Genomic DNA, 23,903 nt, shown 5'->3' with positions numbered 1-23,903 from the left:
AGCTTTATTCCGCATGACTGAAACCGCTCCCATCGCAAACACCTATCGCTCCGGGCCCGACGAGCGCGGGCATTTCGGCATTCATGGCGGACGGTTCGTCGCGGAAACGCTGATGCCGCTGATCCTGTCGCTCGAGGCGGCCTATAATGCGGCGAAGACCGACCCGGCCTTCCATGCGGAGCTGAACGGTCTGCACAAGACCTATTCAGGCCGGCCAAGCCCGCTCTACTTCGCCGAACGGATGACGGAGCATCTTGGCGGCGCCAAGATCTATTTCAAACGCGAGGAACTGAACCACACCGGGTCTCACAAGATCAACAATTGCCTGGGTCAGGTGCTGCTCGCGCGCCGGATGGGCAAAACGCGGATCATCGCGGAGACCGGCGCTGGCCAGCATGGGGTGGCGGTGGCAACCGTGTGTGCGCGGTTCGGTCTGCCCTGCGTGATCTATATGGGCGCGACGGACGTTGCCCGGCAGCGGCCGAACGTGTTCCGGATGAAGCTGCTCGGCGCGGAGGTGCGCCCGGTCACCGCCGGTTCGCAGACGCTGAAGGACGCCATGAACGAGGCGCTGCGCGACTGGGTCTCCAATGTGGATGATACGTTCTACATCATCGGCACGGCTGCTGGGCCGCACCCTTATCCCGCGATGGTGCGCGACTTTCAGGCAATCATCGGGCAGGAAGCCAAAGAGCAGATCCTCGAGGCCGAAGGGCGGCTGCCGGATGCGCTGGTGGCGGCCGTCGGCGGCGGGTCCAACGCGATCGGCCTGTTCCATCCCTTCCTGGATGATCGCGACGTCAAGATTTTCGGCGTCGAGGCAGCAGGGCGGGGCATCGATACGAGCGAGCATGCGGCATCGATCGGCGGCGGCCGGCCGGGTGTCCTGCACGGGAACCGCACGTATCTTCTGCAGAACGATGACGGACAGATCCGGGAAGCGCATTCGATCTCCGCGGGGCTCGATTATCCCGGTATCGGGCCGGAACATTCATGGCTCAGTGATATCGGCCGGGTGAAATATGTGCCGATCACCGATAAGGAGGCGCTGGCTGCGTTCCAGAGCGTAACGAAGCTCGAGGGCATCATCCCGGCCCTGGAAAGCGCCCATGCGCTGGCCTATGTGGAAAAGCTCGCACCGAGCATGGGCAAGGATGAGATCATTATCGTCAATTTCAGCGGACGCGGTGATAAGGATGTGTTTGCGGTTGCAGAGCATCTTGGCGTGGAGATGTGAGCCATGAGTGCCGAGCACCGTACCCGTATTGACGATTGTTTCGCCGCGCTGGCGAGGGAAGGGCGCGCCGCGCTCGTCACCTTCATCACGGCGGGTGATCCCGATCACGAGACCTCTCTTGCCCTTTTGAAGGGACTGCCTGGGGCCGGCGCCGATATCATCGAGCTTGGCATGCCGTTCACCGACCCCATGGCGGATGGGCCGGCTATCCAGGCGAGCTCGCTCAGGGCATTGGCGGCCGGGCAAACGCTCAAGAAGACGCTGGCAATGGTCCGGGACTTCCGGGCTGAGGATGACCGCACGCCGATCGTGCTCATGGGTTATTACAATCCGATCTATAGCTATGGGGTCGAGCGGTTTCTCACGGATGCCCGCGAGGCCGGCGTGGATGGGCTCATCGTGGTCGATCTGCCGCCGGAGGAAGATGAAGAGCTTTGTCTTCCGGCATTGCGGGCAGGGCTCAACTTCATCAGGCTCGCCACTCCCACCACCGATGAAAAGCGGCTGCCGACGGTGCTGAGGAACACGAGCGGCTTCGTTTATTACGTCTCGATCACGGGCATCACCGGAACCCGTGCCGCGGACGCGAGCGCCGTCAAGCAAGCTCTGGATCGCATCCGTGCACAGACCAGCCTGCCGGTCGCCGTGGGCTTCGGGGTGAAGACGGCGGCACAAGCGGCCGCGATCGCCGCCCATGCGGATGCGGTGGTGGTGGGATCGGCGCTGGTCGATGTGATCCGGAACAGTCTCGCGAATCAGGGGCCGCCGGCAAATGCCATTGGTGATGTGCATCGGCTGGTTGCATCTCTGGCGGAGGGCGTGCGCGGTGCCCGCGCCGCCGCAGCAGAATAGGAGCATAGCGCGTATGCCGTGCGGCCAGCGCCGATGCTGGACGATGGGTTCGCACGGCCGTGCCCGAGAGGAAAATTCGTGAACTGGATCAAGAATTTCGTCCGCCCGAAGATCAGCAACATCCTGTCTCGCCGGGAAGTGCCGGACAATCTTTGGGTCAAATGCCCGGAGACGGGCCAAATGGTCTTTTACCGGGACCTCGAGGCCAACCAGTTCGTGATTCCCGGCAGCGACTATCATATGCGCATGCCGCCGGCTGTGCGTCTCAAGGGCTTGTTCGATGAGGGCCATTACGAGCAGATCGAGATGCCGAAGGTGGCGACCGATCCGCTCAAATTCCGTGACCAGCGGAAATATGTGGACCGCCTCAAGGAAGCCAGACAGAAGACCGGGAAAGAGGATGCCGTGCAGGCCGGCGTCGGAAAGCTCGATGGGGTCGAGACTGTCGCCGCCGTCCAGGATTTCGACTTCATGGGCGGCTCGCTCGGAATGGCTGCGGGCGAAAGCATCATCACGGCGATGCAGACGGCCGTGCGCCGCAAAGCCCCGTTCATTCTGTTCGTTGCTTCCGGTGGAGCCCGCATGCAGGAGGGCATCCTCTCGCTCATGCAGATGCCGCGCACGACCGTGGCGGTCGAGATGCTGAAAGACGCACGGCTGCCTTATCTCGTGGTGCTGACCAATCCGACGACCGGCGGAGTGACAGCCTCCTATGCGATGTTGGGGGATGTTCACATCGCAGAACCAGGCGCGCTCATCGGCTTTGCGGGACCCAGGGTGATCGAGCAGACCATCCGGGAAAAGCTGCCCGAGGGCTTTCAGCGTTCAGAATACCTGCTGGAGCACGGCATGGTTGACATGGTGGTGCACCGACACGAGATGCGGGCGACGCTCAGCCGCCTGGTGCGGATGCTGATGCATGTGCCGGAACCGTTGCTGATTGCGGGATCAGAGGATACAAAGGGCCTCGCTACTGCGGAAACCGAGACGGCAGGCCAGGGTGACGCTGCCGTCAGCTCCACCTGACAAGAGTGGATTTAAGCCAGAGCCAAACGGGACGGTGCGGCCAATGCCCGGCGTCTGGCTCTGGTCCATTGACAATGACCCTCGTTACGTTGCTCGGACCTGAACTGCCCATGCAACGTGTGAAAGCCAGGAGATTGGCCAATGTCGCTCAGCGACGCCATCCTGCCACGATTGACCGCCTTGCACCCGAAGGTCATCGATCTGTCCTTGGATCGCATGTGGCGCATCCTTGCGGCCTTGGGTCATCCCGAGCGCAAGCTGCCGCCGGTGATCCATGTGGCCGGCACCAATGGCAAAGGCTCGGTGACGGCATTCGTACGCGCGATGCTGGAGGCCGCCGGAAAGACGGTGCATGTCTATACCTCGCCGCATCTGGTGCGCTTTCACGAGCGGATCAGGCTAGGGGCGCCCGGGGGCGGGCAATTGATCAGCGATTCCATGCTCGCTGCTCTGCTCGAGGAGTGCGAGGCATGCAACGGCGGGGCACCGATCACGGTCTTCGAGATCACCACGGCAGCGGCGCTGCTTGCCTTCTCGCGACATCCGGCGGATTACCTCGTTCTCGAGGTCGGGCTTGGCGGCCGGCTGGATGCAACCAACGTGGTTGACCCGGTCGTCAGCGTCATCACCATGATCGATTACGACCATCGGGAGTTTCTGGGGGATACCCTTGGCCAGATCGCGGCGGAAAAGGCTGGCATCATAAAGCCGGGCAGGCCGTGTGTGACCGGCGTTCAGAGCGAGGAGGCGCTGCAGGTGATCGAGCAGACGGCCGCCCGCAGGGGCGCGCCGCTCATCGTCGCGGGGCAGGAATGGCAAGCATTCGAGCAGCATGGGCGCCTGGTCTACCAGGACATGCAAGGCCTGCTTGATCTGCCTTTGCCGAGGCTCAATGGCCGGTTCCAAATCGACAATGCGGGGCTTGCAATCGCGTGCATGCGGACGCTCGATGTGCCGGGGGTCGGGGAAGCTGAGATCGGAAAGGGACTGCTCACAGCCTCGTGGCCAGCGCGTCTGGAGCGGCTCGACGGCGGGCCGCTTACGGCCTTGCTGCCGCAGGGCTCAGAGCTGTGGCTTGATGGGGGGCACAATGAATCCGCCGGCCGGGTGCTGGCCGCTTCGCTTGCGGAGATCGAGGAGCGCGTCTCCCGGCCGCTTATCCTCATCTGGGGCATGCTGCGCACCAAAGATCCTGCCGCGTTCATTCGGCCGTTTGCAGGGCTTGCAAGGCGGGTCATCACGCTGGCAATCCCGGGCGAGGCTGCCGCGGAAGACCCGACGGTGCTGGCGGCAATTGCTGCAGAACAGGGGATCGAGAGCGAGATCGCGAGTTCCCTCGCCGACGCCCTGGAGCGCGCCGGATCGGATGCCGATTTGGCTCCGCGGGTTCTGATCTGCGGCTCTCTCTACCTGGCGGGGCATGTCCTTGCCGCGCATGAGGGCGTGGTCGAAACAGGACCGTGAGGATCCGTTTAAAGAGCAATTTCAAGGATAAGCGTAGAGCGCCGTGGTGCAATTGGCCTGCGGTCGCGGCGTATGTTGCTGTTGCGTAATAGCAACAGTTTGGTCAAATAGTTAATTTTTTCCAGAGCTTTTTGCTAAGTCGTTCCACGGCCGTGCAGAATCTAATAAAATTCGTTAACGGACGGTGGGGGACGCATGTTGGAAACAGATGATCGTCACCGTCGCCTTCAGGCGAAAGCAGAGGGCTTCGGGTTTTCGGTTCGCAGGCGGGTGTTACCTGCCTTGGTCGAAAAGGGCCGAATTTACTACATCGTGGATACCAGGAACGAGATCGACTCCTTCGGCGATTTCGCCAGCCTGGAGGACACGGAGGTTTTCCTGAATTTCCTGATCGGTATCCGACAGGAGCGGGAAGGGGGCGCGGTGCGGGTCAGCGTGGAGGAGGAACCCGTGCAGCACGAGCCACTGGCCGCGTGACGCCTCGGGCGAGGTTGGCTCCGCTATAGCGTGTACGGAGCCGCGCTGTCATCGTGCGGGCGCAGGGCAGACGGTTGGGAGGCTCAGTTTTGGGTCGGCCATAAGGACGCACGTTGGTCCGGTTGCGCAGGATCACGCCAACCATCATCGATGGCCACCGTATTGGCATCCTGGACCGGTGTCCGTGGCCGCCACTGCGCGACGGCTGCATCGATCTCGGCCAATTCACGGGCGGCAAACTGCGATTTCAGAGCGTCGGCCCGCTGTGCCGCCTCCTTGTCGCCGGCACGCGCGCATACGGCGAGCCAGAAATAGGCCTTGCGGGCGTTCTGGGGAACACCGAGCCCCTTCTCGAGGAGCACCCCGTAATTATACTGGCTGTCGCGAATGCCATACTCGGCGGCAGCGGCGAACCAACGGGCGGCCTGCGCATAATCGGGCGTTTCCTGACCATCGCCGGCATAGGCCACCGCCAGGTTGTGCATGGCTTTCACATTGCCCTTTTCGGCCGCACGCAGATACCAGATGCGGGCCGTCGCCAGACTGGCGGGAACGCCGGTGCCGCGCTCAAACATCATGCCAAGCCGGTATTGGGCGGGGGCAAGACCCTGGGCCGCAGCCTTCTGGAACCAGCGCATCGCGACGGTCGCCTCGCTGGGGCCATCTCCCTCAAGCAATTCCGTAGCAACGATGAACTGGGCCGCGGGGTCGCCGGCTTGAGCGGCCTTGCGCAGGGCCGGTGAGCCCACGCGCTCGGGCACCACGTCCTGGTGCATCATGGGCGCGGGCTGAGCGCTGGATGCATCATCTGCCGTCGCCACCCAGTTCGAATGGCGCGAGGATGATTTCGAACCGCCGGTCTCGATATTGCTGAGGGAGGCTGGTGTGGCGGCAACGGTTGGAATTTGCAGAAGTGACGAGCTCTTGCCAATCGAGCCGGTGGTCACGGGATCAGAAGGTTCGGCCTCGGTGATACCCAGTACCTCGGTGAACTGGTTGAACCAGTCGGTGAGCTTGCCCGGGGTCAGGTAGGATCCGATCGAGAAGCCGGAGCTGTGCTTCTGCTGGTCCTGCTCAGCGGCAGGCTTGTCGCCGCCTTCTGCCACGGTGGGCGCCGGTTGGTCATCCTGATGGCCAGACAGCAGGTTTGTGTGCCGGCCACTCAGGCTATAGGCGGAGATCGCCAGCAATAGCAGAACCGCGCCGGCAAGGACGAGCGGCTTGCGGCGAACGACGGGGTTGCCTTCGTCCGCTTCAGATGCAGGCGATGCCGATTTCTCCTCACCACCGCGACCCAAACCAAGGGCGCGGAGCTTGCCCAAGGGATCGAAGCGGCGGGGCTGGTTCTGCGGTGCCTGGGCAGCGGCTTGCGCGGCCCGGCGCGCCGCGGCGATAAAGTCATCCCGCCGGGTGATCGTCTCGATCGGCCGCTCGGCCTGCGCAGGGCCAGCGCTGACATCACTGTCGGCTTTCTCGGCCTTCTCCGGCTTCTCTAGCTGATCGGCGCTGGCCATCGCTGCGGGGCTAACGGTCTCATCGGGATTGGGCGCCGTTGGCGAGACAAGGTGAGGCTCGGCCTTCCCTTGCTCTTCCTGCTTCTGCTCATCCGCCGGTGGTTGGACGAACGGCAACCTGCCATTCGACTGCCCCGCCATGAAGGGCATCTCAATCTTCCGAAGAAGGTCGGGAATGTCGGCCGAACGCTCTTCGCCATCCTGTGCGGCGACAGGAGGCTCCTCGGAGGGCGGCGACGGCGGCTGCCCGGTCTCTTTGGGCTGCTCGCTGGCGGTCTCCATTCGCTGTTCGACAGTCGCGAGCCGCCTGACGATTTCCTGCAGGGTGTCGTGGACGATCACCAGGGTCTTCTGGGTCTGCTCGTCGGAATCCGTGATGCTGCGCTTCACCGCGGCAAGGCCGTTCTGAAGGGCCTGGAGCTCCGGGGACGGGCCGGTCGGGACTTCGCCGGCACGCCCGGCCGCATGTTCGGCGGTGCGAGCGGCCAAGGCGCGCATTTCCGATTTGCTCTGCTCCATCGCCTTGAACAGATCGGCGACGCTGCGTTCTACGGCGTCAATCTCACCAAAGCGCTTCTCGACTGAGGCAAGCTTTTCCGTCAGGGCGACGATATGGGTCTGCAACTCCATCAGCACCTCGCTGCTGGGTTGATCTTCCGCTACGGCGCGCAAGCGCTCATCCAGCTCGTCGATACGAGTGGTGAGTTCCGCGACCTGTCCCTCGAGATGGGCTGAGCCCCGGTCGGCCTCGACGGCGAAGAGCCGTTTGGAAAGGGTGTCGATCTGGCGGTAGAGATCCTCACGCTCGGAGGAGGTATCGGGCTGGGCGCGGGCTTCGTTGATCGTCTGGGTGAGACGCTCCTCGCGCTCAAGGAGCTCGCTGCGCAGATCGCTGACGACGCCCTCCATGGTGCGCCGGGCCGCGGCTTCCGCATACTCCTGGGCCTCGTCCAGCCTTGCCGTGAGAGCCTCGAAGCGGCTGTCGATTTCAGCGGGATCGATCCCGACCGTCTCACTTCCGGCCGCAATGCCTGCTTGGGCGCTGAGTGCAGCAAGACGCTCGTGCAATGTCTGGAGAGCGCCGCGGTTTCTCTCCTCATTGGCTGCGATGTGGTCGACGACCCTACGCAGCGCCGCTTCCAATGACGCCGAGACGTCGACAGAGGGGTTGGATTGAGTATGGTTCACCTGGCGGGCTATGCCGGACAGGCGGTCGTTGATGGCCGCAAAGGCCTCGACCGTGCGCCGCTCGTGGCGATCGACCCGGGCAAGCAGAGCTTCAACCGGCTCATGTGCCATACGCTCTTCATAGAGGCGCCCGGCTGCGGTCTGCTGCTGCTGGCGCGTGAGCTCGGCCAGGCGCTCCTCAAGGCCATCGAGCTTGCGCTGGATATTGCCGGAGATCAGTGCCGCGGGCTGGGAGCCCTGGACCGGCTCCTGCGCGGTTTCCATGATCTTGGCGGTGAGCCATTGCCCAAGCGTCAACCCGCTTTTTCGCGCTGCCTCCTTCGCAGCCTCTCGCGCTTCCGGGTCAATGCCTTTGATGCTCCACGGGACGCCGACTGTCATCGGATCACTCACCATTAACGCGACCCCGGCAGGGTCAAACCCCAAAGCAGGCGGCTGATAGCCGGTCTCCGCGAATTGGGAATCACTCGGATAAAAGTTAACCAATTGGGTAAATTATAAGTTAACAGGCTCGCAAAAGGCCGCTCTTGGCCTGTCATTAGCGTCCACGAGCACTGGTTGACGTGGAGGTCACCTGATAGATTGGGAGGAAAACGACAGGAGATGGCGCATGGTTCGAAAGCAAACCGCACAGCCGGATCGCATGAAAGTTTATACCATTTCCGATTTGTGCGAGGAGTTCGAGGTTACGCCGCGGACACTTCGTTTCTACGAGCAGAAAGGGCTGCTCAGTCCAGCCAGAAAAGGCTGGACGAGACTGTTCAATTATCGCGACCGGGCGCGATTGCAACTCATTCTGCGTGGCAAGCGCGTGGGGCTGTCGTTGGAGGAAATCAAAGAGATCCTCGATCTTTACCAGCTGCGGGACGGTCACGTGATGCAGCTGACGGTGGCCTCCCAGAAGCTGCGCACGCGGCTCGACCATCTCAAGACACAGCGGCAGGAGCTCGAGGACACGATCGTCGATCTCGAACGAACTTGCAGCATCGTGGAGGGCATGCTGAAGGAAAAGGAGAAGCTTGCATCGGCGATGGCGAGTTGATCGGATACGGATGGAGCGCGACGGCATGACTGGATTGAACCTGCCCAGACCCGATTGGATGACGGAGGAACTCGACCTCGTGGCGGATTCTGCGCGCCGCTTCTTCGACAACGAGTGCGTTCCGCATTACGAGGCCTGGGAAAAGCAGGGCGCGGTCGATCGCGAGGTCTGGAGCAAGGCCGGTGCGCAGGGCCTGCTGTGCGCGGAAGTGCCGGAGGCCTATGGCGGTGCCGGGGGCAGTTTCGCGCATGACGCAGTGATCGCCCGCGAGATGGGGCTCTCAGGGGTCGATGGCTTCGGGCTCATGCTGCACAATGCGATCGTTGCGCCATACATTCTCCATTACGGGTCGGAAGAGCAGAAGCGGCGCTGGCTACCGCGGCTTGCGACAGGCGAGCTGATCGGCGCCGTCGCCATGACCGAACCTGCCGCGGGATCTGATCTCCAGGGCGTCAAAACGCAGGCGCGGCGCAGCGGCAACCACTATGTCATCAATGGCCAGAAAACCTTCATTACCAATGGTCAGATCGCCAATCTGATCGTCGTCGTCACCAAGACTGATCCCGAACGCGGCGCCAAGGGCACCTCGCTCTTCGTCGTCGAGGCGGATGAGGTGGACGGATTTCGCCGCGGACGTAATCTCGACAAGATCGGCCTGAAGGCGAACGACACGTCCGAGCTGTTCTTCGACGAGGTGCGGGTGACGGCGGATTGTTTGCTAGGTGGCGAAGAGGGTCAGGGTTTCGTCCAGCTGATGCAGCAGCTCCCTCAGGAACGCCTCTTGATCGCCATACAGGCCGTCTCACGGATAGAGCGGGCGATCAGCGTCACTCTCGATTATGTCAAGGAACGCAAAGCTTTCGGCAAGTCGATCCTCGAGTTTCAGAACACGCAATTCGCACTGGCCGAGGCAAAGACGGAAGCAACGATTGCAAAGGTCTTCGTCGATCATTGCATCGGCAGGCATCTGGAGGGCGCACTCGATGCGCCCACGGCATCCATGGCGAAGTATTGGGTTACCGATCTGCAATGCAAGATCATCGATAATTGCCTACAGCTACACGGCGGCTATGGTTATATGAATGAATATCCGATCGCACGTATGTTTCGTGACGCTCGCGTAGAGAGGATCTATGGCGGGACGAACGAGATCATGAAAATGCTGATATCGCGCAGCCTATGAGAGCGGCATGACAGCTCTGTCCAAATTGGCCTTACGCAAGCTCGGCGGCATCGCGGCACTGCTGTGCTGCGCAGCATTCCCTGCTGTCGCCCACGCGGATCCACAGTCGTCGCGCTATACGATCGAGGAGACCAGCGATGGCGGGTTTCTTCGCGTGGATCAGCAGACAGGCGGGATTTTGAAATGCGCGGGCAAGGAGGGGACGATCACCTGCGTTCCCGTCAATGACGACAGTCAGCAGCTCCGTCAGGAGAACGAGGAACTGAAGGCGGAGAACGCCAAGCTCAAGGAGAAGATCGCCGAACTCGAAAGTGCCATAAAGAGGTCAGACCCGGCGGATAATTCGTCTGCAGAAAAGCAGTTGAACCAGATTCTGGGGTTCTTTGAAGACATGGTCAAGAGATTGTTCAGATTTGCGCAATCTCTGGAAGATAAGCCGGGCGAAAATATTTGAAAACAGAATTTATACAGTTTGTCGATAGTTTGTCAGTCGCGACGCGCGGCCAGGGTTTGGTTGACGTCACTCCAAAGGTGACGGGATGGCTCGAAGACAGACAGGCCCAGGATGGGCTTCTGACCTTATTTATTCGGCATACATCGGCCTCTCTCGTCATCCAGGAGAATACCGATCCCGACGTCCGCGCCGATCTGGTTGCCGCATTTGACCGATTGGCACCTCGGAATGCCGGTTATCTTCACGATCTTGAAGGTCCTGACGACATGCCGGCGCATATCAAGGCAGCCTTGACCGGCAGCAATCTCTCGGTGCCCGTGCAAAATGGAAGGCTGCTCTTGGGCACTTGGCAGGCGCTCTATGTCTTCGAGCACCGTGACCAGCCGCATCGCCGCGAGATCGCCGTTCATTTCATCGGGTCGACAGGCGCCGAGGAATGACGACTGGGGAGCGATTGCGTTGAACCATTCAAGAAAGACGCGGTGATGGCAGGATATCATTTCATCATCGCCGACGACCATCCCCTGTTCCGAGACGCGCTGCGCCATGCCCTCACGGCAGCCTATGCGGGAGCCCAGGTGGAAGAGGCCGGGTCGCTGGATCAGGTTACGGCGCTGCTCGAGCAGCATGACGCCCTGGATCTCGTGCTGCTCGATCTCAAGATGCCCGGCGTACATGGGCTTGCCGGTCTGGCGTTCCTGCGGGCACAATTTCCGGAGGTTCCAACGGTGGTCGTCTCGGCAACGGAGGATCCGCCAGTCATAAGGCGGGCGATGGCCCTCGGTGCATCCGGCTTCATTCCGAAATCAGCACCTGCGGGCACGATCCGTCGCGCGATCGAGCACGTGCTCTCCGGAGAGGTGTGGCTGCCGCCGGATGTGGAGGCAACCAGCACGGAAGAGGATGAAACCGATGTGCTCGCACGCCGGCTGGCAACGCTCACGCCTCAACAGGTTCGAGTGTTGATGATGTTGCGGGAGGGCATGCTGAACAAGCAGATCGCCTATGCGCTTGGGGTGTCGGAGGCGACGGTCAAGGCCCATGTCTCGGCGGTCTTGCAAAAGCTCGGGGTCGAGAGCCGCACACAAGCGGTGATCGCCGTCGGCAAGATCGATGAGGAACGCGGGCAATCAGACGCCGCCATGTAATCTGGTTGGCGCAGTGTGACATTTTCCAGACAAGCATCAATAAAGATGACTTAAAGATGAACGGACGTCTTCGCGACTCGCATGGCTCGCCTGCGAAAAGCGCGCTTTCCACAGAGCTCGTTCGGGATCACAAGCATTCATATTGAGTGTCTTGGAGAAGTCCGATGGCTTCCGTTCCCGCAGCCGCCCAGGCGCCTGCGTTTTCCGGCGTTAAGATACCCGCCGTTACAGGTTGGCTTCGTTCATTGATCGCTGTTGAGGGGCCGAGCAAGGGCGTCTTGCTGATCGTGCTTGCAACGGTGTTCTTTTCCATCTCAGACACTTCCGCGAAATATCTGACCGAGAGCATCGGCGCGGTCCAGATCGCCTGGATTCGCTATGTGGTGTTCTGCGCGCTCGTCGTGCCGGTGGCCGTGATCCAGGGCGGCTGGCGTGTCTTTCATACCGCGAGGCCCGGCCAGCAGGTGATGCGCGGCTTCTACATGGTGCTGTCAACCATCCTGTTCATTTCGGGGCTCGCCTATCTCAATGTGGCGGACGCGACGGCTATTAATTTCGTCTCGCCCGTCTTCATCACCGCGCTGGCCATTCCGCTGCTCGGGGAAAAGGTCGGCATCCGGCGCTGGGTTGCCGCGGCTGTGGGGCTCATCGGCGTACTCATCATCGTGCGGCCCGGCTCCAGCGCGTTCCAGCTCGCTGCGTTGTTTCCGGTGGGCGCCGCCGCGGTCTGGGCATTGGCGGCGATCTCGACCCGGGTGATGAACTCCACGGAAACGCCGCAGACAACGCTCGTCTATTCCGCGATCGTCGGCGCTGTGCTGCTCACCATCTGGGTTCCGTTCGAGTGGCAGACGCCGAGCCTTGCTCACCTGGCGATCGGTGGCTTAATCGGTGTGTCATCGACGATTGCCCATCTGCTGTTCGTGCTGGCCTACCGTCATGCGAATGCCTCGGTGCTCGCACCCTTCTCCTATATCCAGATTATCTGGGCGAGCGGCGTTGGCTTCCTCATGTTCGGCGTCGTGCCCGGCCCATGGACCTATGTGGGTGCTGCCGTGATTGCGATGAGCGGCCTTTATACCGCCCATCGCGAAAGACTGGTCGCACGTAAGGCTCTGGATGCGAAGCAGGCAGACGGCGCCGTGCAGCAGGCTTGAGCCGGCGCCGACTTTACCAGCTCGGCAGGACCGCACCCTTGAAGCGCTCGTTCACGAAGGCCTTGATTTCAGGGGTGCGATAGGCTGCGATCAACTCCTTCACCCACGGGGCATCCTTGTCCTTGGTGCGAACGGCAATGACGTTGACATAGGGGCCCTTAGGATCCTCCCGCAGGATCGCGCTGGTGGGTTCGATGCCGGCATCAACCGCGTAATTGGTGTTGATGGCCGCCGCATCCACATCGGCCAGGGAGCGAGGCGTCTGGGCTGCATCGAGCTCAATGATCTTCAGGTTCTTGGGATTCTCCACGATGTCCACGGGCGTGGGCTTGTAGCCCACTCCGTCCTTCAGCTTGATGATGCCCTTGTCGCGAAGTAGCAGAAGGGCTCGCCCGCCATTGGTCGGGTCGTTCTGGATGGCAATGGTGGCGCCATCCGGGACCTCGTCCCAGCTCTTGTGTTTCGACGAATAGATGCCGAGCGGGAAGTTCACCGTGGTCGCGACCGAAACGAGGTCGAACTTGCGATCGGCAATCTGGTTGTCGAGATAGGGCTGGTGCTGGAACGAATTGGCGTCGATCTCACCGGCATCGAGCGCCGCATTGGGCACAACATAATCGGAGAATTCGACGATTTCGATGTCGAGGCCTTTCGCCTTGGCGGCTGGCTTGACCTTCTCCAGGATTTCCGCGTGCGGCCCGGGGCTCACGCCGACCTTGATGGTCTCGGCGGCGGCCTGGGTGGTCAGGGCGGCGATGCTGAGAGCAATCGCCGCGAGATATGGTTTGAGTGACATGGCTCGAGTTCCTTAAGAGGTCAGATGGTAACGCGGACGCGCTTGTTGGCGCGGCGGGCGAGATATTCGCCAAGGCTCTGCAGGCCCTGGACAAGGACCACGAGGATAAGCACCACGGCGGCCATCACCTCCGGCATGAAGCGCTGATAGCCGTAGCGGATGCCGAGGTCGCCGAGACCGCCACCGCCCACCGCGCCGACCATGGCGGAATTCGCGACGAGGCTGACGATCGACAGGGTGAGGCCGAGCAGGATGCCGGGCATAGCCTCGGCGAGCAGGACCTTGCGGACGATCTGGAAGGGTGTTGCGCCCATGGCGAGCGCGGCCTCAACCAGACCCTGGTCGACCTCGCGAACCGCCGTCTCGACGATACGTGCGATGAACGGAACCGCGGCAACGCTGAGGGGCACAATGGCGGCGGCGGTCCCGATGGAGGTTCCCACAACCAGCCTGGTGAATGGGATGATGGCCACCACGAGGATGATGAAGGGCGTTGAGCGAACCACATTCACGATCACGCCCAGCGCCTTGTTCAGAGCCGGGGCAGCAAAGAGCTCGCCGCGGCCGCTGGTTGCCAGGAACACGCCCAGGGGTATGCCGAAGATCGTTCCGATGGCGGCGGAGATGGCGACCATCTGAACGGTTTCGGTGAGGGCGCGCAGCAGGATGTTGATGAGCTCAGGAGACATAGCCGAGATGCTCCACACCAAGGTCGAATTGTTGGAGATAGGCGGTCGCCTGGCTCAGGGTGGTGTCACCTGGCGCTGGTAGGGCGACCACAAGGCTGCCGAACGGCCGGCCGCCGATTGCATCCACCTCGCCCTGCAGGATGGTGACATCCCTATCAAGGTGCCGGGACAGGCGGGTCACCACCGGATCAGTGGCATGCGGTCCAGCGAAGGTGATCCGGATCAGGGCCTGGCGGTCGGGACCAGGCTCTGCGTGCAGGCGATCGGCGATGAAGGCCGGCAGTGCGCGGCTGCTGACCGCGCCGAGGAAGGCGCGGGTCACTTCATGCTGAGGCCGGGTGAAGACATCGAACACGTCGCCTTGTTCGACGATGCTGCCGCGGTCGAGTACGGTCACCTGATGGGCGATCTCCTTCACCACGTCCATTTCGTGAGTGATCAGCACGATGGTCAGCCCGAGCTCGCGGTTGATGCGGGCGAGAAGGCCGAGTATGGCCTGGGTCGTCTCCGGGTCGAGGGCGGAGGTTGCTTCATCCGACAGCAACAGCTTTGGCTCGGTGGCCAGAGCGCGGGCGATGCCGACCCGCTGCTTTTGTCCGCCCGACAATTCCGCGGGGTAGCGGTCGCGCTTGTCAGTGAGACCAACGAGCTCCAGCAGGGGCTCGACCCTGGCTTTGATCGATTGCTTACTCTGGCCCTGAAGCTCCAGCGGCAAAGCGACGTTGTCAAAGGCCGTGCGCGATGACAGCAGGTTGAAGTGCTGGAAGATCATGCCAATGGAGCGGCGTGCCTCACGGAGCGCACTTCCCGTGAGATGCGAGACCTCCGTCCCGTCCACCAGCACGCGGCCTTCGGTCGGGCGCTCTAGCCCGTTGAGGAGGCGCACCAGCGTGCTCTTGCCTGCGCCGCTCCGGCCGATAATGCCAGCGATGCTGCCCCGGGGGATGGAGAGATCGACACCGTTCAGTGCCGCAACTTCCAAGCTTGCGCCACGCGGCTTGAAGCGCTTCGAGACGCCGATCAACTCCACCATGGGCGTGTCGGCGACCGAAGACCTGCGCGGACCCCTCGTGAGGGCGTCCGCACCGGTCTCGTATTGGGTCGAGGTGTCGAGGTCGTCCGGCAAGGAGCCATAAGGCAGCACGCCGGCTTCGAGCCCCGTTCTGATATCGGTGATCAAGGTCATTGCGAAGACTGGCTCCTATGCGGCGCGGGGCGTCGCTTAAAACGCCGGGAGGATCGAGCCCTCGAACTTCTGCTCGATGAAGGCGCGGATCGGTTCCGAGCGGTAGAGCGTGATGTATTTCTTGATATTGGGATCGTTCTGCCGATCGTCACGGGCTGCAAAGATGATTGCCCAGACCGAATCAGTGCCCTCGGTGATCAAGGCATCTTCGCGCTTCAGTCCGGCGAGATGCGCGTAGTTGTTGGATACAAAGGACGCGTCGAGGTCATCGAGCGAGCGGGGCAGCTGCGCCGCATCGAGTTCGACAAAGGTCACGTTTTTGGGATTTTCTGTGATGTCCAGCACGCTCGCATTCGTGCCGGCGGCCGGATCGAGCTTGATGACCCCGGCCTGTTGAAAGAGGAACAGCCCGCGGGTTCCATTGGTGGGATCGTTGGGAATGCCAAGCCGGGCGCCCTCCGGCAGATCCGCAAGTGACTTAACCTTTGCCGACCATATGCCGCCGGGAACGGAAATGGCCTTATCCAAGGCCACCAGCTTGTAGCCGCGCGCCTTGATCTGGTTGTCCAGATAGGGCTTGTGCTGGAACGCGTTGAGATCGATCTCGCCTGCGTCAAGCGCCGCGTTTGGCTGGTTCCAGTCGCTGAATTCGATGACCTCCACACGCAACCCATCTTTTTCGGCGAGCTTGGCCGCCTCGCGCAGAATGTCGCCATATGGTCCAGCCGATACGCCGACCTTTAGGCTCGAGTCTGCGAGCGCAGGGGTGTGGAAAATGGCGGCGCCGGAAAGGGCGAGGCCGATAATGGATGCGAGGATGGAACGACGGTTCATATCTGTCTCCGAAGCAATGAGAGTTCGCGGCTACGGCATAAGCCGGCCGGCAGTTCTGGATGGTGTTGGATGAGAGAGATTGAGCAGGCTGACGCGGTCAGCGGCTCAATCACGCATACAGGTGGGGGACGTCACTGGCTCTCCTCGCACATCTCAAAGCCAGACGGAGGCCGTCATGGCGCTTTAGCTGTTGGTGACGCGGCGCAAGCTGCTGCTCAAATCCCGCGGTGCAGCAATCGGCTGCACGTCGGAGAAAATGCTCTATCGGGTTCGTAATGTCAATCCGTTCGTTCGTAAAAAAGAACAAGATGGCTTTGGGTGCACAGACGACCGAAGTCGTGCATTGCTTCCGTGACACCGCCTCGCTATAGGCAAAGACCTAAGGGTTCATGGCGCCAGTGACGGATCATTGGCGAAACTTGGACCTTATGCGGACCGCTATGGCAATCACACTGCACAAGAACGCTGCCGATTTCGAAAGCCGCTTCACGGCGCTGCTCAGCACCAAACGGGAAGTGGCCCAGGATCTGAACCTCACGGTTGCTGAGATCATCGCCGATGTGCGCGCCCGTGGGGACGCGGCCATTGTCGACTACACGCGGCGGTTCGACCGTCACGATGTCACGCCGACGACGCTGGCCTTCAGCCCGGCGGAAGTCGATGCGGCGATGGCGCAGGTCGCGCCGGAGGTGATTGCGGCCCTCGAGCTCGCCTATGAGCGGATCGAAGCCTATCACCGGCGGCAACTGCCTGCGGATGATCGTTTCACCGATGCGGCGGGCGTGGAGATGGGGCATCGCTGGACGGCGGTCGAGGCGGTCGGCATGTATGTGCCGGGGGGAACAGCCGCCTATCCCTCCTCGGTGCTCATGAATGCGGTGCCGGCGAAGGTTGCGGGTGTCGAGCGGCTGGTGATGGTGGTGCCAACGCCCGATGGACAGGTGATGCCGGCGGTTCTGGCTGCTGCCCGGATTGCAGGCATTCACGAGATCTATCGCATCGGCGGTGCTCAAGCCGTGGCAGCGCTCGCCTATGGTAGCGAGACGATCCGGCCGGTTGCCAAGATCGTGGGCCCGGGCAACGCCTATGTGGCGGCTGCCAAGCGGCAGGTGTTCGGCACGGTCGGCATTGACATGATCGCGGGGCCCTCGGAGGTGCTGGTGCTGGCCGATGGCGCGAATGATCCGGCCTGGATTGCGGCGGATCTGCTTGCCCAGGCCGAGCACGATGCTTCGGCACAATCGATCCTCATCACCGATGATGAAGATTTCGCCGCAGCGGTCGAGACGGAAGTGCATCGCCAGGCGGCGCTGCTGCCGCGGGCTTCGATCGCTCAGGCAAGCTGGCGTGATTTCGGCGCGATCATCATTGTGCCGACCCTCGAGGACGGATTGCCTCTGGTCGACAGGCTCGCACCCGAACATCTCGAGATTGCGGCCGAGAATGCGGATGGGCTGGCAGAGCGGGTCCGCAATGCCGGGGCGATCTTCATCGGGCGCTATACGCCGGAAGCGGTTGGGGATTATGTGGGCGGCCCCAATCACGTGCTGCCGACGGCGCGAAGTGCGCGGTTCTCATCGGGCCTCAATGTCCTCGATTTCATGAAGCGCACCTCGATCCTCAAATGCAGCGCGGATGCCTTGGGCGCGATCGGGCGGCAGGCGATCACGCTTGGCCGCGCGGAAGGGCTGGAGGCCCATGCCCGATCCGTGGCGATCAGGCTCAATCTTCTGCACGATTGATCAGCGGGCGGGGTTATGGCCAAGTCAAAGAAACATGATGAGGGCCAGACACCGCTGCCGACGCATCGTCTCATCGAAGTGCGGCTCGATGAGGCGAGCCTTTCCACCCATTCCCGCGATGTGGAGCACGAGCGGCAGGTTGCGATCTACGATCTCATTCAGCAGAACGCGTTCGAAGTTGTGGGAATGGACCGCGGTCCCTACCGGCTGATGCTTTCTGTTGCCGAGAACAGGCTGCTGTTCGACATTTCGGACCATCAGTCGCAACAGTGCGCGGTGTTCGGATTGTCCATGTCTCCTTTTCGTCGGCTGGTGAAGGACTATTTTCTGGTCTGCGAAAGCTATTATCAGGCGATCCGGACAGCGACGCCTAGCCAGATCGAGGCCATCGACATGGGTCGCCGCGGCTTGCACAATGAAGGCAGCGAGTTGCTCCGCCAGAGATTGAGCGGCAAGGTCGAGATTGATTTCGATACGGCGCGGCGGCTGTTCACCTTGCTGTGCGTCTTGCATTGGCGCGGTTGAAGGGGCAGCATCCATGGCTGGCGAGCTTCCCCAGGCGGTGCTTTTCGCCTGCGGCCAAAATTCGGTACGCTCACCGATGGCCGCCGGCCTGATGCGGCATTTCTATGGGCATAAGATCTATGTCCTGTCCTGCGGCGTTCATGTGGGCACGCTCGATCCCTTCGCGGTTGCCGCGATGGCAGAACTGGGTATCGACATTGCCAATCATCACCCGACGAGCTTCGAGGATCTCGCCGATACGATGATCGATGTCGTCATCTCGCTGACGCCGGAAGCCCATCACCAGGCGCTGGAGCTCACCCGCACCCTACCGCTTCAGGTGGAATATTGGCCGACGCTCGATCCCACCCTGACGAGCGGCGGGCGTGAGCAGCGGCTCGATGCCTATCGCGCCGTGCGCGACAGCCTGCTCGCACGTATAAGGTCCCGGTTTCCACTCTCCGCTGCGCCCGTTGTATAAGTGGTCATCACCATTGCATTGGGCCCCTGCAAGGTTGTAGTCACGACCAAGCGGGAGTCCGCTGCGCATTCTCATCCATCGACTGTCGGGGCCCTTCATGTCAGAAGATACAGTCAAGCTTGTGCTCGCAAGCGCGTCGCCACGCCGGATTGCGCTTCTGGAGCAAGCGGGACTTGTGCCGGATCTGATCTTTCCGGTCGATGTGGATGAAGAGCCGCGAAGACGCGAGGCGCCCCGAATTCTTGCGGGCCGGCTCGCACGGGACAAGGCCGATGCGGCAGCCGCTTCACCGGCGGTGCGGGCGCTGGGGCGCAATGTGTTCATTGTCGCTGCCGATACCACCGTGGCGGTTGGAAGGCGGAATGTGGGCAAGAGCGACGATGTGGACTTCGCCATCGACGCGCTCAAGCTTTTGTCCGGCCGCATGCATCGGGTCTATACCGGGGTGTGCGTGATCACGCCCAAGGGGCGGCATCTGCTGCGGGTCGTCGAGACCCGTGTGCGGTTCAAGCGGCTTACACGCGAGGATATCGAAACCTATATCAAGTCGGATGAATGGCGCGGCAAGGCGGGCTGCTATGCCATTCAGGGCCGAGCGGAAGCCTTTGTCCGGGCGATCGGCGGAACCTATTCCAATGTCGTCGGATTGCCGCTCTTTGAGACGGTGTCGATGCTCCAGGGCAGCGGCTATCCCGTCTATTACCGGTGGTCGCAACAGCTCGAGGTCTGACCCATAAGCATGAGCCGTGAGAAGAAAATGGATGCTGCCGAACCGATCCGGCTGCGGCCAAGGCGGCCTTGTCCGATCTGCGGCAAGCCTTCGGCTCAGAAATACCATCCCTTCTGCTCGGCGCGTTGCGCGGATCTCGATTTGCACCGGTGGCTCGGCGGTCATTATCGAATTCCCGGTTCGGCGGAGGAGGATGCGGCCGAGAAGGACGGAGATGATGGCGAGGGTCGGGAGCTTTAGCTAATACGGTTGAAATCGCCTTCAGATCGACTGGACAGGGGCCGAACGATCTCCTATAACCCACCCGCCGGCGAGACAAGGCGCTCCTCTCAAGAGGTGCGCTGGCCCGCGCCGACCATGCCCAGGTAGCTCAGTTGGTAGAGCAGCGGACTGAAAATCCGCGTGTCGGTGGTTCGATTCCGCCCCTGGGCACCACATTTTGCTTTTAAAAATCAATATCTTAAGCCGAGTGGCCACCCATTATGGGTGGATCGCATGTTGCATCATGTTGCGAGCCAGTTCCCTTGATTTCCGCGGGTTTCCTGAGGGGCACGGCAGCTCCACGCAACATGGATGCGACATGGAATTGCTTCTGTGCAGCCACGCACATCCGCGCTGGCAAGGAATCAACATCAGTGCGACCAGATACTATGCGGGCGGCAGGATGCTCGTCGTGGCGGTGCCGATCACTTGCCAGGGCCATCCTCTACTCGCCATCGTGTTGTTGACGGTCAGCCATGGCGTCATGACTACATCGTGGCACATGATCGCAGGACCCGCACTCAGAGGCATACCTCCATTTGCGCAGTGGCCGAGGCGGGGGCGCATTGACTGATCGGCGCGACGGCTGCCGCATAGCGGAGCAGACGCGCGAAGCCCGAAGCGCCGGGCCTCAGGTGGTATCGTCGCGCAGCGCGCGCAGGGCGTTCAGAATTACCGCCACATCGATGCCTTCTTGAAGTAAAGCGCCTGCGACCGGTGTGATGAAGCCGAACGCAGCGGCGATCATCGCAATACCGGACAGCGCCAGTCCTGTGATGATGCTTTGCATGGCGATGGCGCGGGTTCGGTGCGCGATCCTTACGGCACCGCCGAGTGGTTGTAAGCGGTCCGTAAGTACCACCACATCGGCGGCCTCGGACGAGGCGGTGGCGCCTCCCGCTCCCATAGCAACGCCTACGGACGCGGCTGCAAGTGCCGGTGCATCGTTGATGCCGTCGCCAACCATCATCGTTGCTGCATGGCGCATCTCGTTGCGGACGGCAGCCACCTTGTCGGCGGGCGTTGCCTCGGCGATTACGGCCTCGAGTTCAAGCTCGGCAGAGATGCGCGAAGTCGCCTCCGCATCGTCTCCCGTCAACAAAACGGTGCGCTCAATGCCGGCGGAGCGAAGGATCTTCAGAGTATCATTTGCGTCGCCGCGCAGCGCATCGCCGAACGTGAAGATGCCGGCCGGCTCCCCGTCGAGCGCAACATAAACCCTGAGGACGGACTGTCCCCGATACCTCGCGTCGCTCTCATGCGCCCAGATGGGCAAAAGCCCTGGGCCGAGCACGAGCCTTCGCGCGCCGGCGCGGACATGGATATCGTTCACCGTGCCCTCCAATCCGGAGCCGCGGTATTCATGGACCCTATCGGGCTGGAAGAGCTGCAAACCTCGGTTTCGTGCCGCATCGACGATAGCTGCGGCCAGAACGTGGTGCGAAGCCAGCTCCAGCGAGGCCAGAAGTCTCAGAACGTCGTCCAGTTGGCGACCTGGCGCTGCTTCCTGCTCGATCAGGTGGACGCCGCCATGGGTGAGTGTGCCGGTCTTGTCGAACACGGCGGTGCGCACCTGCGCGAGCGCCTCGAGCGCCGCGCTGCCTTTCATGAGAACGCCCTCTCGTGCTGCCCGCGAGACCCCGCCGATGAAGGCCACGGGCGCGGCGAGGATGAGCGGGCAGGGGGTGGCGACCACGAGGACGGCGAGCGCGCGGACGGGATCGCGCGAGACGTACCAGGCGATGCCGGCGATGAAGAGCGTGGCTGGCAGAAGAAAGAGGGCGAAGCGGTCCGCCATGCGAATGAACGGCGCCTTTGCCGTCTGCGCGGCCGCAACCATGCGCACGATCCCCGCATAGGTGCTCTGGTCGGCGGCGGCGGATGCACGCATCCTGAAGGCCTCGCCCGCATTGACGGTTCCACTGCGCAGGAGAGCGCCTGCGCCGCGGGTTTCGGGCAGCGGCTCGCCCGTGACGGCAGATTCGTCAATGCGCGCCGTCCGGTCGAGCAGGATGCCGTCCGTCGGCAGGACTTCGCCGGCCTGCACCAGCAGTTCGTCACCCGGGCGGACGGTCTCGACGGAAACCGTCTCCAGCGATGGCCCAAGCTTGCGATGCGCGAAGCGCGGCGATCGGTCCGCGAGTGCGGTCAGGTCGCGCTGGGCGCGCCCGCGCGCGAAATCCTCTAAGACGGTGCCGCCGGCATACATGATCGCGACCACGATCGCGGCCAAAGGCTGGTTAAGCAGCAGCGCCGCTGCAATTGAAACGAGCGCGATGACATCGACGCCGAACCGCCCGATCCAGAAGTCGCGAACGATCGAGACCAGAAGCAGTGCCGCGACAGGAACAGCCGCCGCCGCCCAGATGATCTCCGGCTGCAGGCCGAAGATCGCCGGCGGCATCGTCGTGAATTGCAGGATCAGCCCGAGGCTCAAGCCAAGGAGGGCCAGGACGAGCAATGCACGCCTGAGCAAAGATTCGGAGAACGTGGATGACCATGATCGAGCTGAAAGATGCATCGTGAAGATCCCGAGTCATATCCACGTGATAGGCCTTCACCGCAATGGCGATGCTTCGCTCGTTTAGTGGCAGTCCATTGCGAATACAGGGTGTGGCGGTATAGACGCCGTCGGGTTTGCTTTGCCTGGTTGCGATGTGCATGCCTGGCGCGAATGCATCGTCTAGGGATCGGGGATTGCCTCTTGTTCAGAACTCCGGCCTCCGCCCATTGCAGCTCTTATCGCATCGGTCAAGCTGCTCGAAAGCAAGGGCTTTTCGACAATGGGCACGAGCGCGGCCGCAGCCCTGCGGCGTAGAGCCGGCGTCGGATTGCTCGTGATCAGGATGGCAGGGTGGCTGACGCCCATCGTGCGCAGCTTGGCCAGCAGCTCGAGCCCGTTCAGATCCGGCAGGGCGTAATCGATGATGAGGCAGGACCGGTCGGGCACCGTGTCCATGGCCAGCATGGCGCCGGCCGTGGCGAAGGTGCGGACCTGATAGCCCTCGAGCCCAAGCAGGAATGCCAGCGAATGCCGAACCGCCGGATCATCATCGACGAGGATCACTGCTGGTTGAGGAAAGGTCATGTTTCCTTGAGTTCCGATGCGGCCGTTCTCAGCCTCGCAATCAGTTGCCTGGAAAAGCCTCCCCTGTCGTCTCCGGAATTCTACGTAGGTGGATTACCGGAATTTAGCGCCCCGGAGCGGTCGGCTACTGCTTTGGTCATGCAATTCGAAGGCGAGGCTCTTCCCATGTTGATGCAAGTGACCAAGCAGATCACCCCCGGTCGGGCGCCGAGCGTCGCAAGGCCGTTCGGTTCCGTGCCGCTGTTCGATCAGATGGACGTCATGGGCGCGCCGATACGATACGACCGCAACGGCGAGATCTACGGCGAGGAGGAGCCCACCGGCTATCTCTACCGTGTGAGCTCCGGGGCCGTTCGCATCTGCCGGCTGCTGAGCGATGGCCGGCGGCAGATCAGCGGGTTCTACTTGCCGGGCGATGTCTTTGGCCTCGAGGCGGACGACACCCATCGATTCTCAGCCGAGGCTGTGGTTGCAAGCGTCATCACCGTCACGAGCCTCGGCGCCGTGCTGCGCCAGGCCGAGCGCGACGGCGAGCTGGGCCGGCAATTGTGGAATGTGACGGCAAATCATCTGGCAAGGGCGCATGAGCATATGCTTCTGCTCGGTCGCAAGAGCGCGTCCGAGCGTCTCGCCACTTTCCTCATGGACATGCGCAGACGGTCGGGGACGAGCGGGACCATCGAGCTGCCCATGTCGCGCAACGACATTGCCGACTATCTCGGGCTGACCATCGAGACCGTGTCGCGCACCTTCTCGCAGTTGGAGCTGGACGGGCTGATCGCGTTGCCGTCATCGCGCCGTGTGGTCGTCTGCGACGTGTCCGCGCTCGAAGACCTCGCCGCCTGATTTG

The 23,903-nt window shown here is 62.1% G+C and carries 24 protein-coding genes and 1 tRNA gene; 18 read left to right on the top strand and 7 right to left on the bottom strand.

The features are described from left to right. Nucleotides 1-13 precede the first annotated feature (13 nt). The 5 genes from trpB (at nucleotide 14) to RCF49_RS10520 (ending at nucleotide 5,056) form a co-directional block, all read left to right on the top strand. A complete protein-coding gene (gene trpB / locus RCF49_RS10540) occupies nucleotides 14-1,237 on the top strand; it encodes a tryptophan synthase subunit beta (RefSeq protein ID WP_342643979.1) in 1,224 nt (407 codons plus the stop codon). A gap of 3 nt (nucleotides 1,238-1,240) precedes the next feature. Beyond that, nucleotides 1,241-2,089: a tryptophan synthase subunit alpha gene (gene trpA / locus RCF49_RS10535; protein WP_342643978.1), complete on the top strand. Its 849-nt coding sequence runs from the start codon at nucleotides 1,241-1,243 to the stop codon at nucleotides 2,087-2,089. A 78-nt stretch (nucleotides 2,090-2,167) separates the two neighbouring features. Continuing rightward, a complete protein-coding gene (gene accD / locus RCF49_RS10530) occupies nucleotides 2,168-3,115 on the top strand; it encodes an acetyl-CoA carboxylase, carboxyltransferase subunit beta (protein ID WP_342643977.1) in 948 nt (315 codons plus the stop codon). 141 nt (nucleotides 3,116-3,256) lie between these two features. After that, complete coding sequence (locus RCF49_RS10525; RefSeq protein WP_342643976.1) at nucleotides 3,257-4,579, top strand: bifunctional folylpolyglutamate synthase/dihydrofolate synthase; 1,323 nt, start codon at nucleotides 3,257-3,259, stop codon at nucleotides 4,577-4,579. Nucleotides 4,580-4,774: 195 nt separating this feature from the next. After that, nucleotides 4,775-5,056 (top strand): hypothetical protein, encoded by a 282-nt coding sequence (locus tag RCF49_RS10520; RefSeq protein WP_342643975.1) that lies wholly within the window; start codon nucleotides 4,775-4,777, stop codon nucleotides 5,054-5,056. Nucleotides 5,057-5,139: 83 nt separating this feature from the next. On the opposite strand, the gene RCF49_RS10515 is transcribed toward RCF49_RS10520, so the two are convergent. Further along, nucleotides 5,140-8,139, bottom strand: a complete 3,000-nt coding sequence (locus RCF49_RS10515) for a hypothetical protein (protein ID WP_342643974.1) — start codon at nucleotides 8,137-8,139, stop codon at nucleotides 5,140-5,142. A 229-nt stretch (nucleotides 8,140-8,368) separates the two neighbouring features. Between RCF49_RS10515 and RCF49_RS10510 the strand changes: the two genes are divergently transcribed. The 6 genes from RCF49_RS10510 to RCF49_RS10485 all read left to right on the top strand — a co-directional run bounded on the left by RCF49_RS10510 (nucleotide 8,369) and on the right by RCF49_RS10485 (nucleotide 12,742). Continuing rightward, nucleotides 8,369-8,800 (top strand): MerR family transcriptional regulator, encoded by a 432-nt coding sequence (locus RCF49_RS10510; RefSeq protein WP_342643973.1) that lies wholly within the window; start codon nucleotides 8,369-8,371, stop codon nucleotides 8,798-8,800. Between the two features lie 25 nt (nucleotides 8,801-8,825). Beyond that, nucleotides 8,826-9,983 (top strand): acyl-CoA dehydrogenase family protein, encoded by a 1,158-nt coding sequence (locus RCF49_RS10505; RefSeq protein WP_342643972.1) that lies wholly within the window; start codon nucleotides 8,826-8,828, stop codon nucleotides 9,981-9,983. A 7-nt stretch (nucleotides 9,984-9,990) separates the two neighbouring features. Next, on the top strand, nucleotides 9,991-10,437 hold the full coding sequence (locus tag RCF49_RS10500; protein ID WP_342643971.1) for a hypothetical protein: 447 nt from the start codon (nucleotides 9,991-9,993) through the stop codon (nucleotides 10,435-10,437). After that, nucleotides 10,434-10,877 (top strand): secondary thiamine-phosphate synthase enzyme YjbQ, encoded by a 444-nt coding sequence (locus RCF49_RS10495; RefSeq protein WP_342643970.1) that lies wholly within the window; start codon nucleotides 10,434-10,436, stop codon nucleotides 10,875-10,877. Before RCF49_RS10500 ends, RCF49_RS10495 begins: the two co-directional genes overlap by 4 nt. Before the next feature lie 45 nt (nucleotides 10,878-10,922). Beyond that, nucleotides 10,923-11,585: a response regulator transcription factor gene (locus tag RCF49_RS10490; protein WP_342643969.1), complete on the top strand. Its 663-nt coding sequence runs from the start codon at nucleotides 10,923-10,925 to the stop codon at nucleotides 11,583-11,585. 164 nt (nucleotides 11,586-11,749) lie between these two features. After that, nucleotides 11,750-12,742 (top strand): DMT family transporter, encoded by a 993-nt coding sequence (locus tag RCF49_RS10485; protein ID WP_342643968.1) that lies wholly within the window; start codon nucleotides 11,750-11,752, stop codon nucleotides 12,740-12,742. Between the two features lie 13 nt (nucleotides 12,743-12,755). Here the strand turns inward: RCF49_RS10485 and RCF49_RS10480 are convergent, their stop codons facing one another. The 4 genes from RCF49_RS10480 to RCF49_RS10465 form a co-directional block, all read right to left on the bottom strand. Next, nucleotides 12,756-13,538: a MetQ/NlpA family ABC transporter substrate-binding protein gene (locus RCF49_RS10480; protein ID WP_342643967.1), complete on the bottom strand. Its 783-nt coding sequence runs from the start codon at nucleotides 13,536-13,538 to the stop codon at nucleotides 12,756-12,758. A gap of 20 nt (nucleotides 13,539-13,558) precedes the next feature. Continuing rightward, nucleotides 13,559-14,227 (bottom strand): methionine ABC transporter permease, encoded by a 669-nt coding sequence (locus RCF49_RS10475; RefSeq protein ID WP_342643966.1) that lies wholly within the window; start codon nucleotides 14,225-14,227, stop codon nucleotides 13,559-13,561. Then, nucleotides 14,217-15,260, bottom strand: coding sequence for a methionine ABC transporter ATP-binding protein (locus RCF49_RS10470; protein WP_342644174.1), 1,044 nt, complete (start codon nucleotides 15,258-15,260; stop codon nucleotides 14,217-14,219). The genes RCF49_RS10475 and RCF49_RS10470 overlap by 11 nt, the downstream gene beginning before the upstream one ends. Before the next feature lie 189 nt (nucleotides 15,261-15,449). Further along, nucleotides 15,450-16,247 carry a MetQ/NlpA family ABC transporter substrate-binding protein gene (locus RCF49_RS10465; RefSeq protein ID WP_342643965.1) on the bottom strand — a complete coding sequence of 266 codons (798 nt, stop codon included), beginning with the start codon at nucleotides 16,245-16,247 and terminating at the stop codon, nucleotides 15,450-15,452. A 440-nt stretch (nucleotides 16,248-16,687) separates the two neighbouring features. Between RCF49_RS10465 and hisD the strand changes: the two genes are divergently transcribed. The 6 genes from hisD to RCF49_RS10435 all read left to right on the top strand — a co-directional run bounded on the left by hisD (nucleotide 16,688) and on the right by RCF49_RS10435 (nucleotide 20,139). Continuing rightward, nucleotides 16,688-17,989, top strand: coding sequence for a histidinol dehydrogenase (gene hisD, locus RCF49_RS10460; protein WP_342643964.1), 1,302 nt, complete (start codon nucleotides 16,688-16,690; stop codon nucleotides 17,987-17,989). A gap of 15 nt (nucleotides 17,990-18,004) precedes the next feature. Continuing rightward, the gene (locus tag RCF49_RS10455) at nucleotides 18,005-18,514 is read left to right on the top strand and encodes a UPF0262 family protein (RefSeq protein ID WP_342643963.1); all 510 of its coding nucleotides are present in this window, start codon (nucleotides 18,005-18,007) and stop codon (nucleotides 18,512-18,514) included. 13 nt (nucleotides 18,515-18,527) lie between these two features. Then, on the top strand, nucleotides 18,528-18,974 hold the full coding sequence (locus RCF49_RS10450; RefSeq protein WP_342643962.1) for a low molecular weight phosphatase family protein: 447 nt from the start codon (nucleotides 18,528-18,530) through the stop codon (nucleotides 18,972-18,974). 97 nt (nucleotides 18,975-19,071) lie between these two features. Continuing rightward, nucleotides 19,072-19,704: a Maf family nucleotide pyrophosphatase gene (locus RCF49_RS10445; RefSeq protein ID WP_342643961.1), complete on the top strand. Its 633-nt coding sequence runs from the start codon at nucleotides 19,072-19,074 to the stop codon at nucleotides 19,702-19,704. A gap of 27 nt (nucleotides 19,705-19,731) precedes the next feature. After that, complete coding sequence (yacG, locus tag RCF49_RS10440) at nucleotides 19,732-19,944, top strand: DNA gyrase inhibitor YacG (RefSeq protein WP_342643960.1); 213 nt, start codon at nucleotides 19,732-19,734, stop codon at nucleotides 19,942-19,944. A 119-nt stretch (nucleotides 19,945-20,063) separates the two neighbouring features. Further along, nucleotides 20,064-20,139, top strand: a tRNA-Phe gene (locus tag RCF49_RS10435). A gap of 457 nt (nucleotides 20,140-20,596) precedes the next feature. Here RCF49_RS10435 and RCF49_RS10430 read toward each other — a convergent pair. Next, nucleotides 20,597-22,486, bottom strand: a complete 1,890-nt coding sequence (locus RCF49_RS10430; protein WP_342643959.1) for a heavy metal translocating P-type ATPase — start codon at nucleotides 22,484-22,486, stop codon at nucleotides 20,597-20,599. Nucleotides 22,487-22,648: 162 nt separating this feature from the next. After that, nucleotides 22,649-23,053, bottom strand: a complete 405-nt coding sequence (locus RCF49_RS10425; RefSeq protein WP_342643958.1) for a response regulator transcription factor — start codon at nucleotides 23,051-23,053, stop codon at nucleotides 22,649-22,651. Nucleotides 23,054-23,218: 165 nt separating this feature from the next. On the opposite strand from RCF49_RS10425, the gene RCF49_RS10420 reads away from it, so the two are divergent. Next, a complete protein-coding gene (locus RCF49_RS10420) occupies nucleotides 23,219-23,899 on the top strand; it encodes a helix-turn-helix domain-containing protein (RefSeq protein WP_342643957.1) in 681 nt (226 codons plus the stop codon). Nucleotides 23,900-23,903: the final 4 nt, after the last annotated feature.

The sequence above is a fragment of the Rhodoligotrophos sp. CJ14 genome (assembly GCF_038811545.1).
GTDB lineage: Bacteria > Pseudomonadota > Alphaproteobacteria > Rhizobiales > Im1 > Rhodoligotrophos > Rhodoligotrophos ferricapiens.
The sequence above is the reverse complement of the archived record's forward strand: the minus strand, read 5'-3'. Positions and strand labels throughout refer to the sequence as shown.

Coding starts and splice junctions, on each gene's coding strand:
- RCF49_RS10425 (WP_342643958.1), bottom strand. CDS start 23,053: ATGACCTTTCCTCAACCAGCAGTGATCCTCGTCGATGATGATCCGGCG.
- RCF49_RS10520 (WP_342643975.1), top strand. CDS start 4,775: ATGTTGGAAACAGATGATCGTCACCGTCGCCTTCAGGCGAAAGCAGAG.
- RCF49_RS10480 (WP_342643967.1), bottom strand. CDS start 13,538: ATGTCACTCAAACCATATCTCGCGGCGATTGCTCTCAGCATCGCCGCC.
- hisD (WP_342643964.1), top strand. CDS start 16,688: ATGGCAATCACACTGCACAAGAACGCTGCCGATTTCGAAAGCCGCTTC.
- RCF49_RS10525 (WP_342643976.1), top strand. CDS start 3,257: ATGTCGCTCAGCGACGCCATCCTGCCACGATTGACCGCCTTGCACCCG.
- RCF49_RS10455 (WP_342643963.1), top strand. CDS start 18,005: ATGGCCAAGTCAAAGAAACATGATGAGGGCCAGACACCGCTGCCGACG.
- RCF49_RS10470 (WP_342644174.1), bottom strand. CDS start 15,260: ATGGTGGAGTTGATCGGCGTCTCGAAGCGCTTCAAGCCGCGTGGCGCA.
- RCF49_RS10490 (WP_342643969.1), top strand. CDS start 10,923: ATGGCAGGATATCATTTCATCATCGCCGACGACCATCCCCTGTTCCGA.
- trpA (WP_342643978.1), top strand. CDS start 1,241: ATGAGTGCCGAGCACCGTACCCGTATTGACGATTGTTTCGCCGCGCTG.
- RCF49_RS10510 (WP_342643973.1), top strand. CDS start 8,369: ATGGTTCGAAAGCAAACCGCACAGCCGGATCGCATGAAAGTTTATACC.
- yacG (WP_342643960.1), top strand. CDS start 19,732: ATGGATGCTGCCGAACCGATCCGGCTGCGGCCAAGGCGGCCTTGTCCG.
- RCF49_RS10515 (WP_342643974.1), bottom strand. CDS start 8,139: ATGACAGTCGGCGTCCCGTGGAGCATCAAAGGCATTGACCCGGAAGCG.
- RCF49_RS10505 (WP_342643972.1), top strand. CDS start 8,826: ATGACTGGATTGAACCTGCCCAGACCCGATTGGATGACGGAGGAACTC.
- RCF49_RS10430 (WP_342643959.1), bottom strand. CDS start 22,486: ATGCATCTTTCAGCTCGATCATGGTCATCCACGTTCTCCGAATCTTTG.
- RCF49_RS10475 (WP_342643966.1), bottom strand. CDS start 14,227: ATGTCTCCTGAGCTCATCAACATCCTGCTGCGCGCCCTCACCGAAACC.
- trpB (WP_342643979.1), top strand. CDS start 14: ATGACTGAAACCGCTCCCATCGCAAACACCTATCGCTCCGGGCCCGAC.
- RCF49_RS10465 (WP_342643965.1), bottom strand. CDS start 16,247: ATGAACCGTCGTTCCATCCTCGCATCCATTATCGGCCTCGCCCTTTCC.
- RCF49_RS10485 (WP_342643968.1), top strand. CDS start 11,750: ATGGCTTCCGTTCCCGCAGCCGCCCAGGCGCCTGCGTTTTCCGGCGTT.
- RCF49_RS10500 (WP_342643971.1), top strand. CDS start 9,991: ATGACAGCTCTGTCCAAATTGGCCTTACGCAAGCTCGGCGGCATCGCG.
- RCF49_RS10445 (WP_342643961.1), top strand. CDS start 19,072: ATGTCAGAAGATACAGTCAAGCTTGTGCTCGCAAGCGCGTCGCCACGC.
- RCF49_RS10420 (WP_342643957.1), top strand. CDS start 23,219: ATGTTGATGCAAGTGACCAAGCAGATCACCCCCGGTCGGGCGCCGAGC.
- RCF49_RS10450 (WP_342643962.1), top strand. CDS start 18,528: ATGGCTGGCGAGCTTCCCCAGGCGGTGCTTTTCGCCTGCGGCCAAAAT.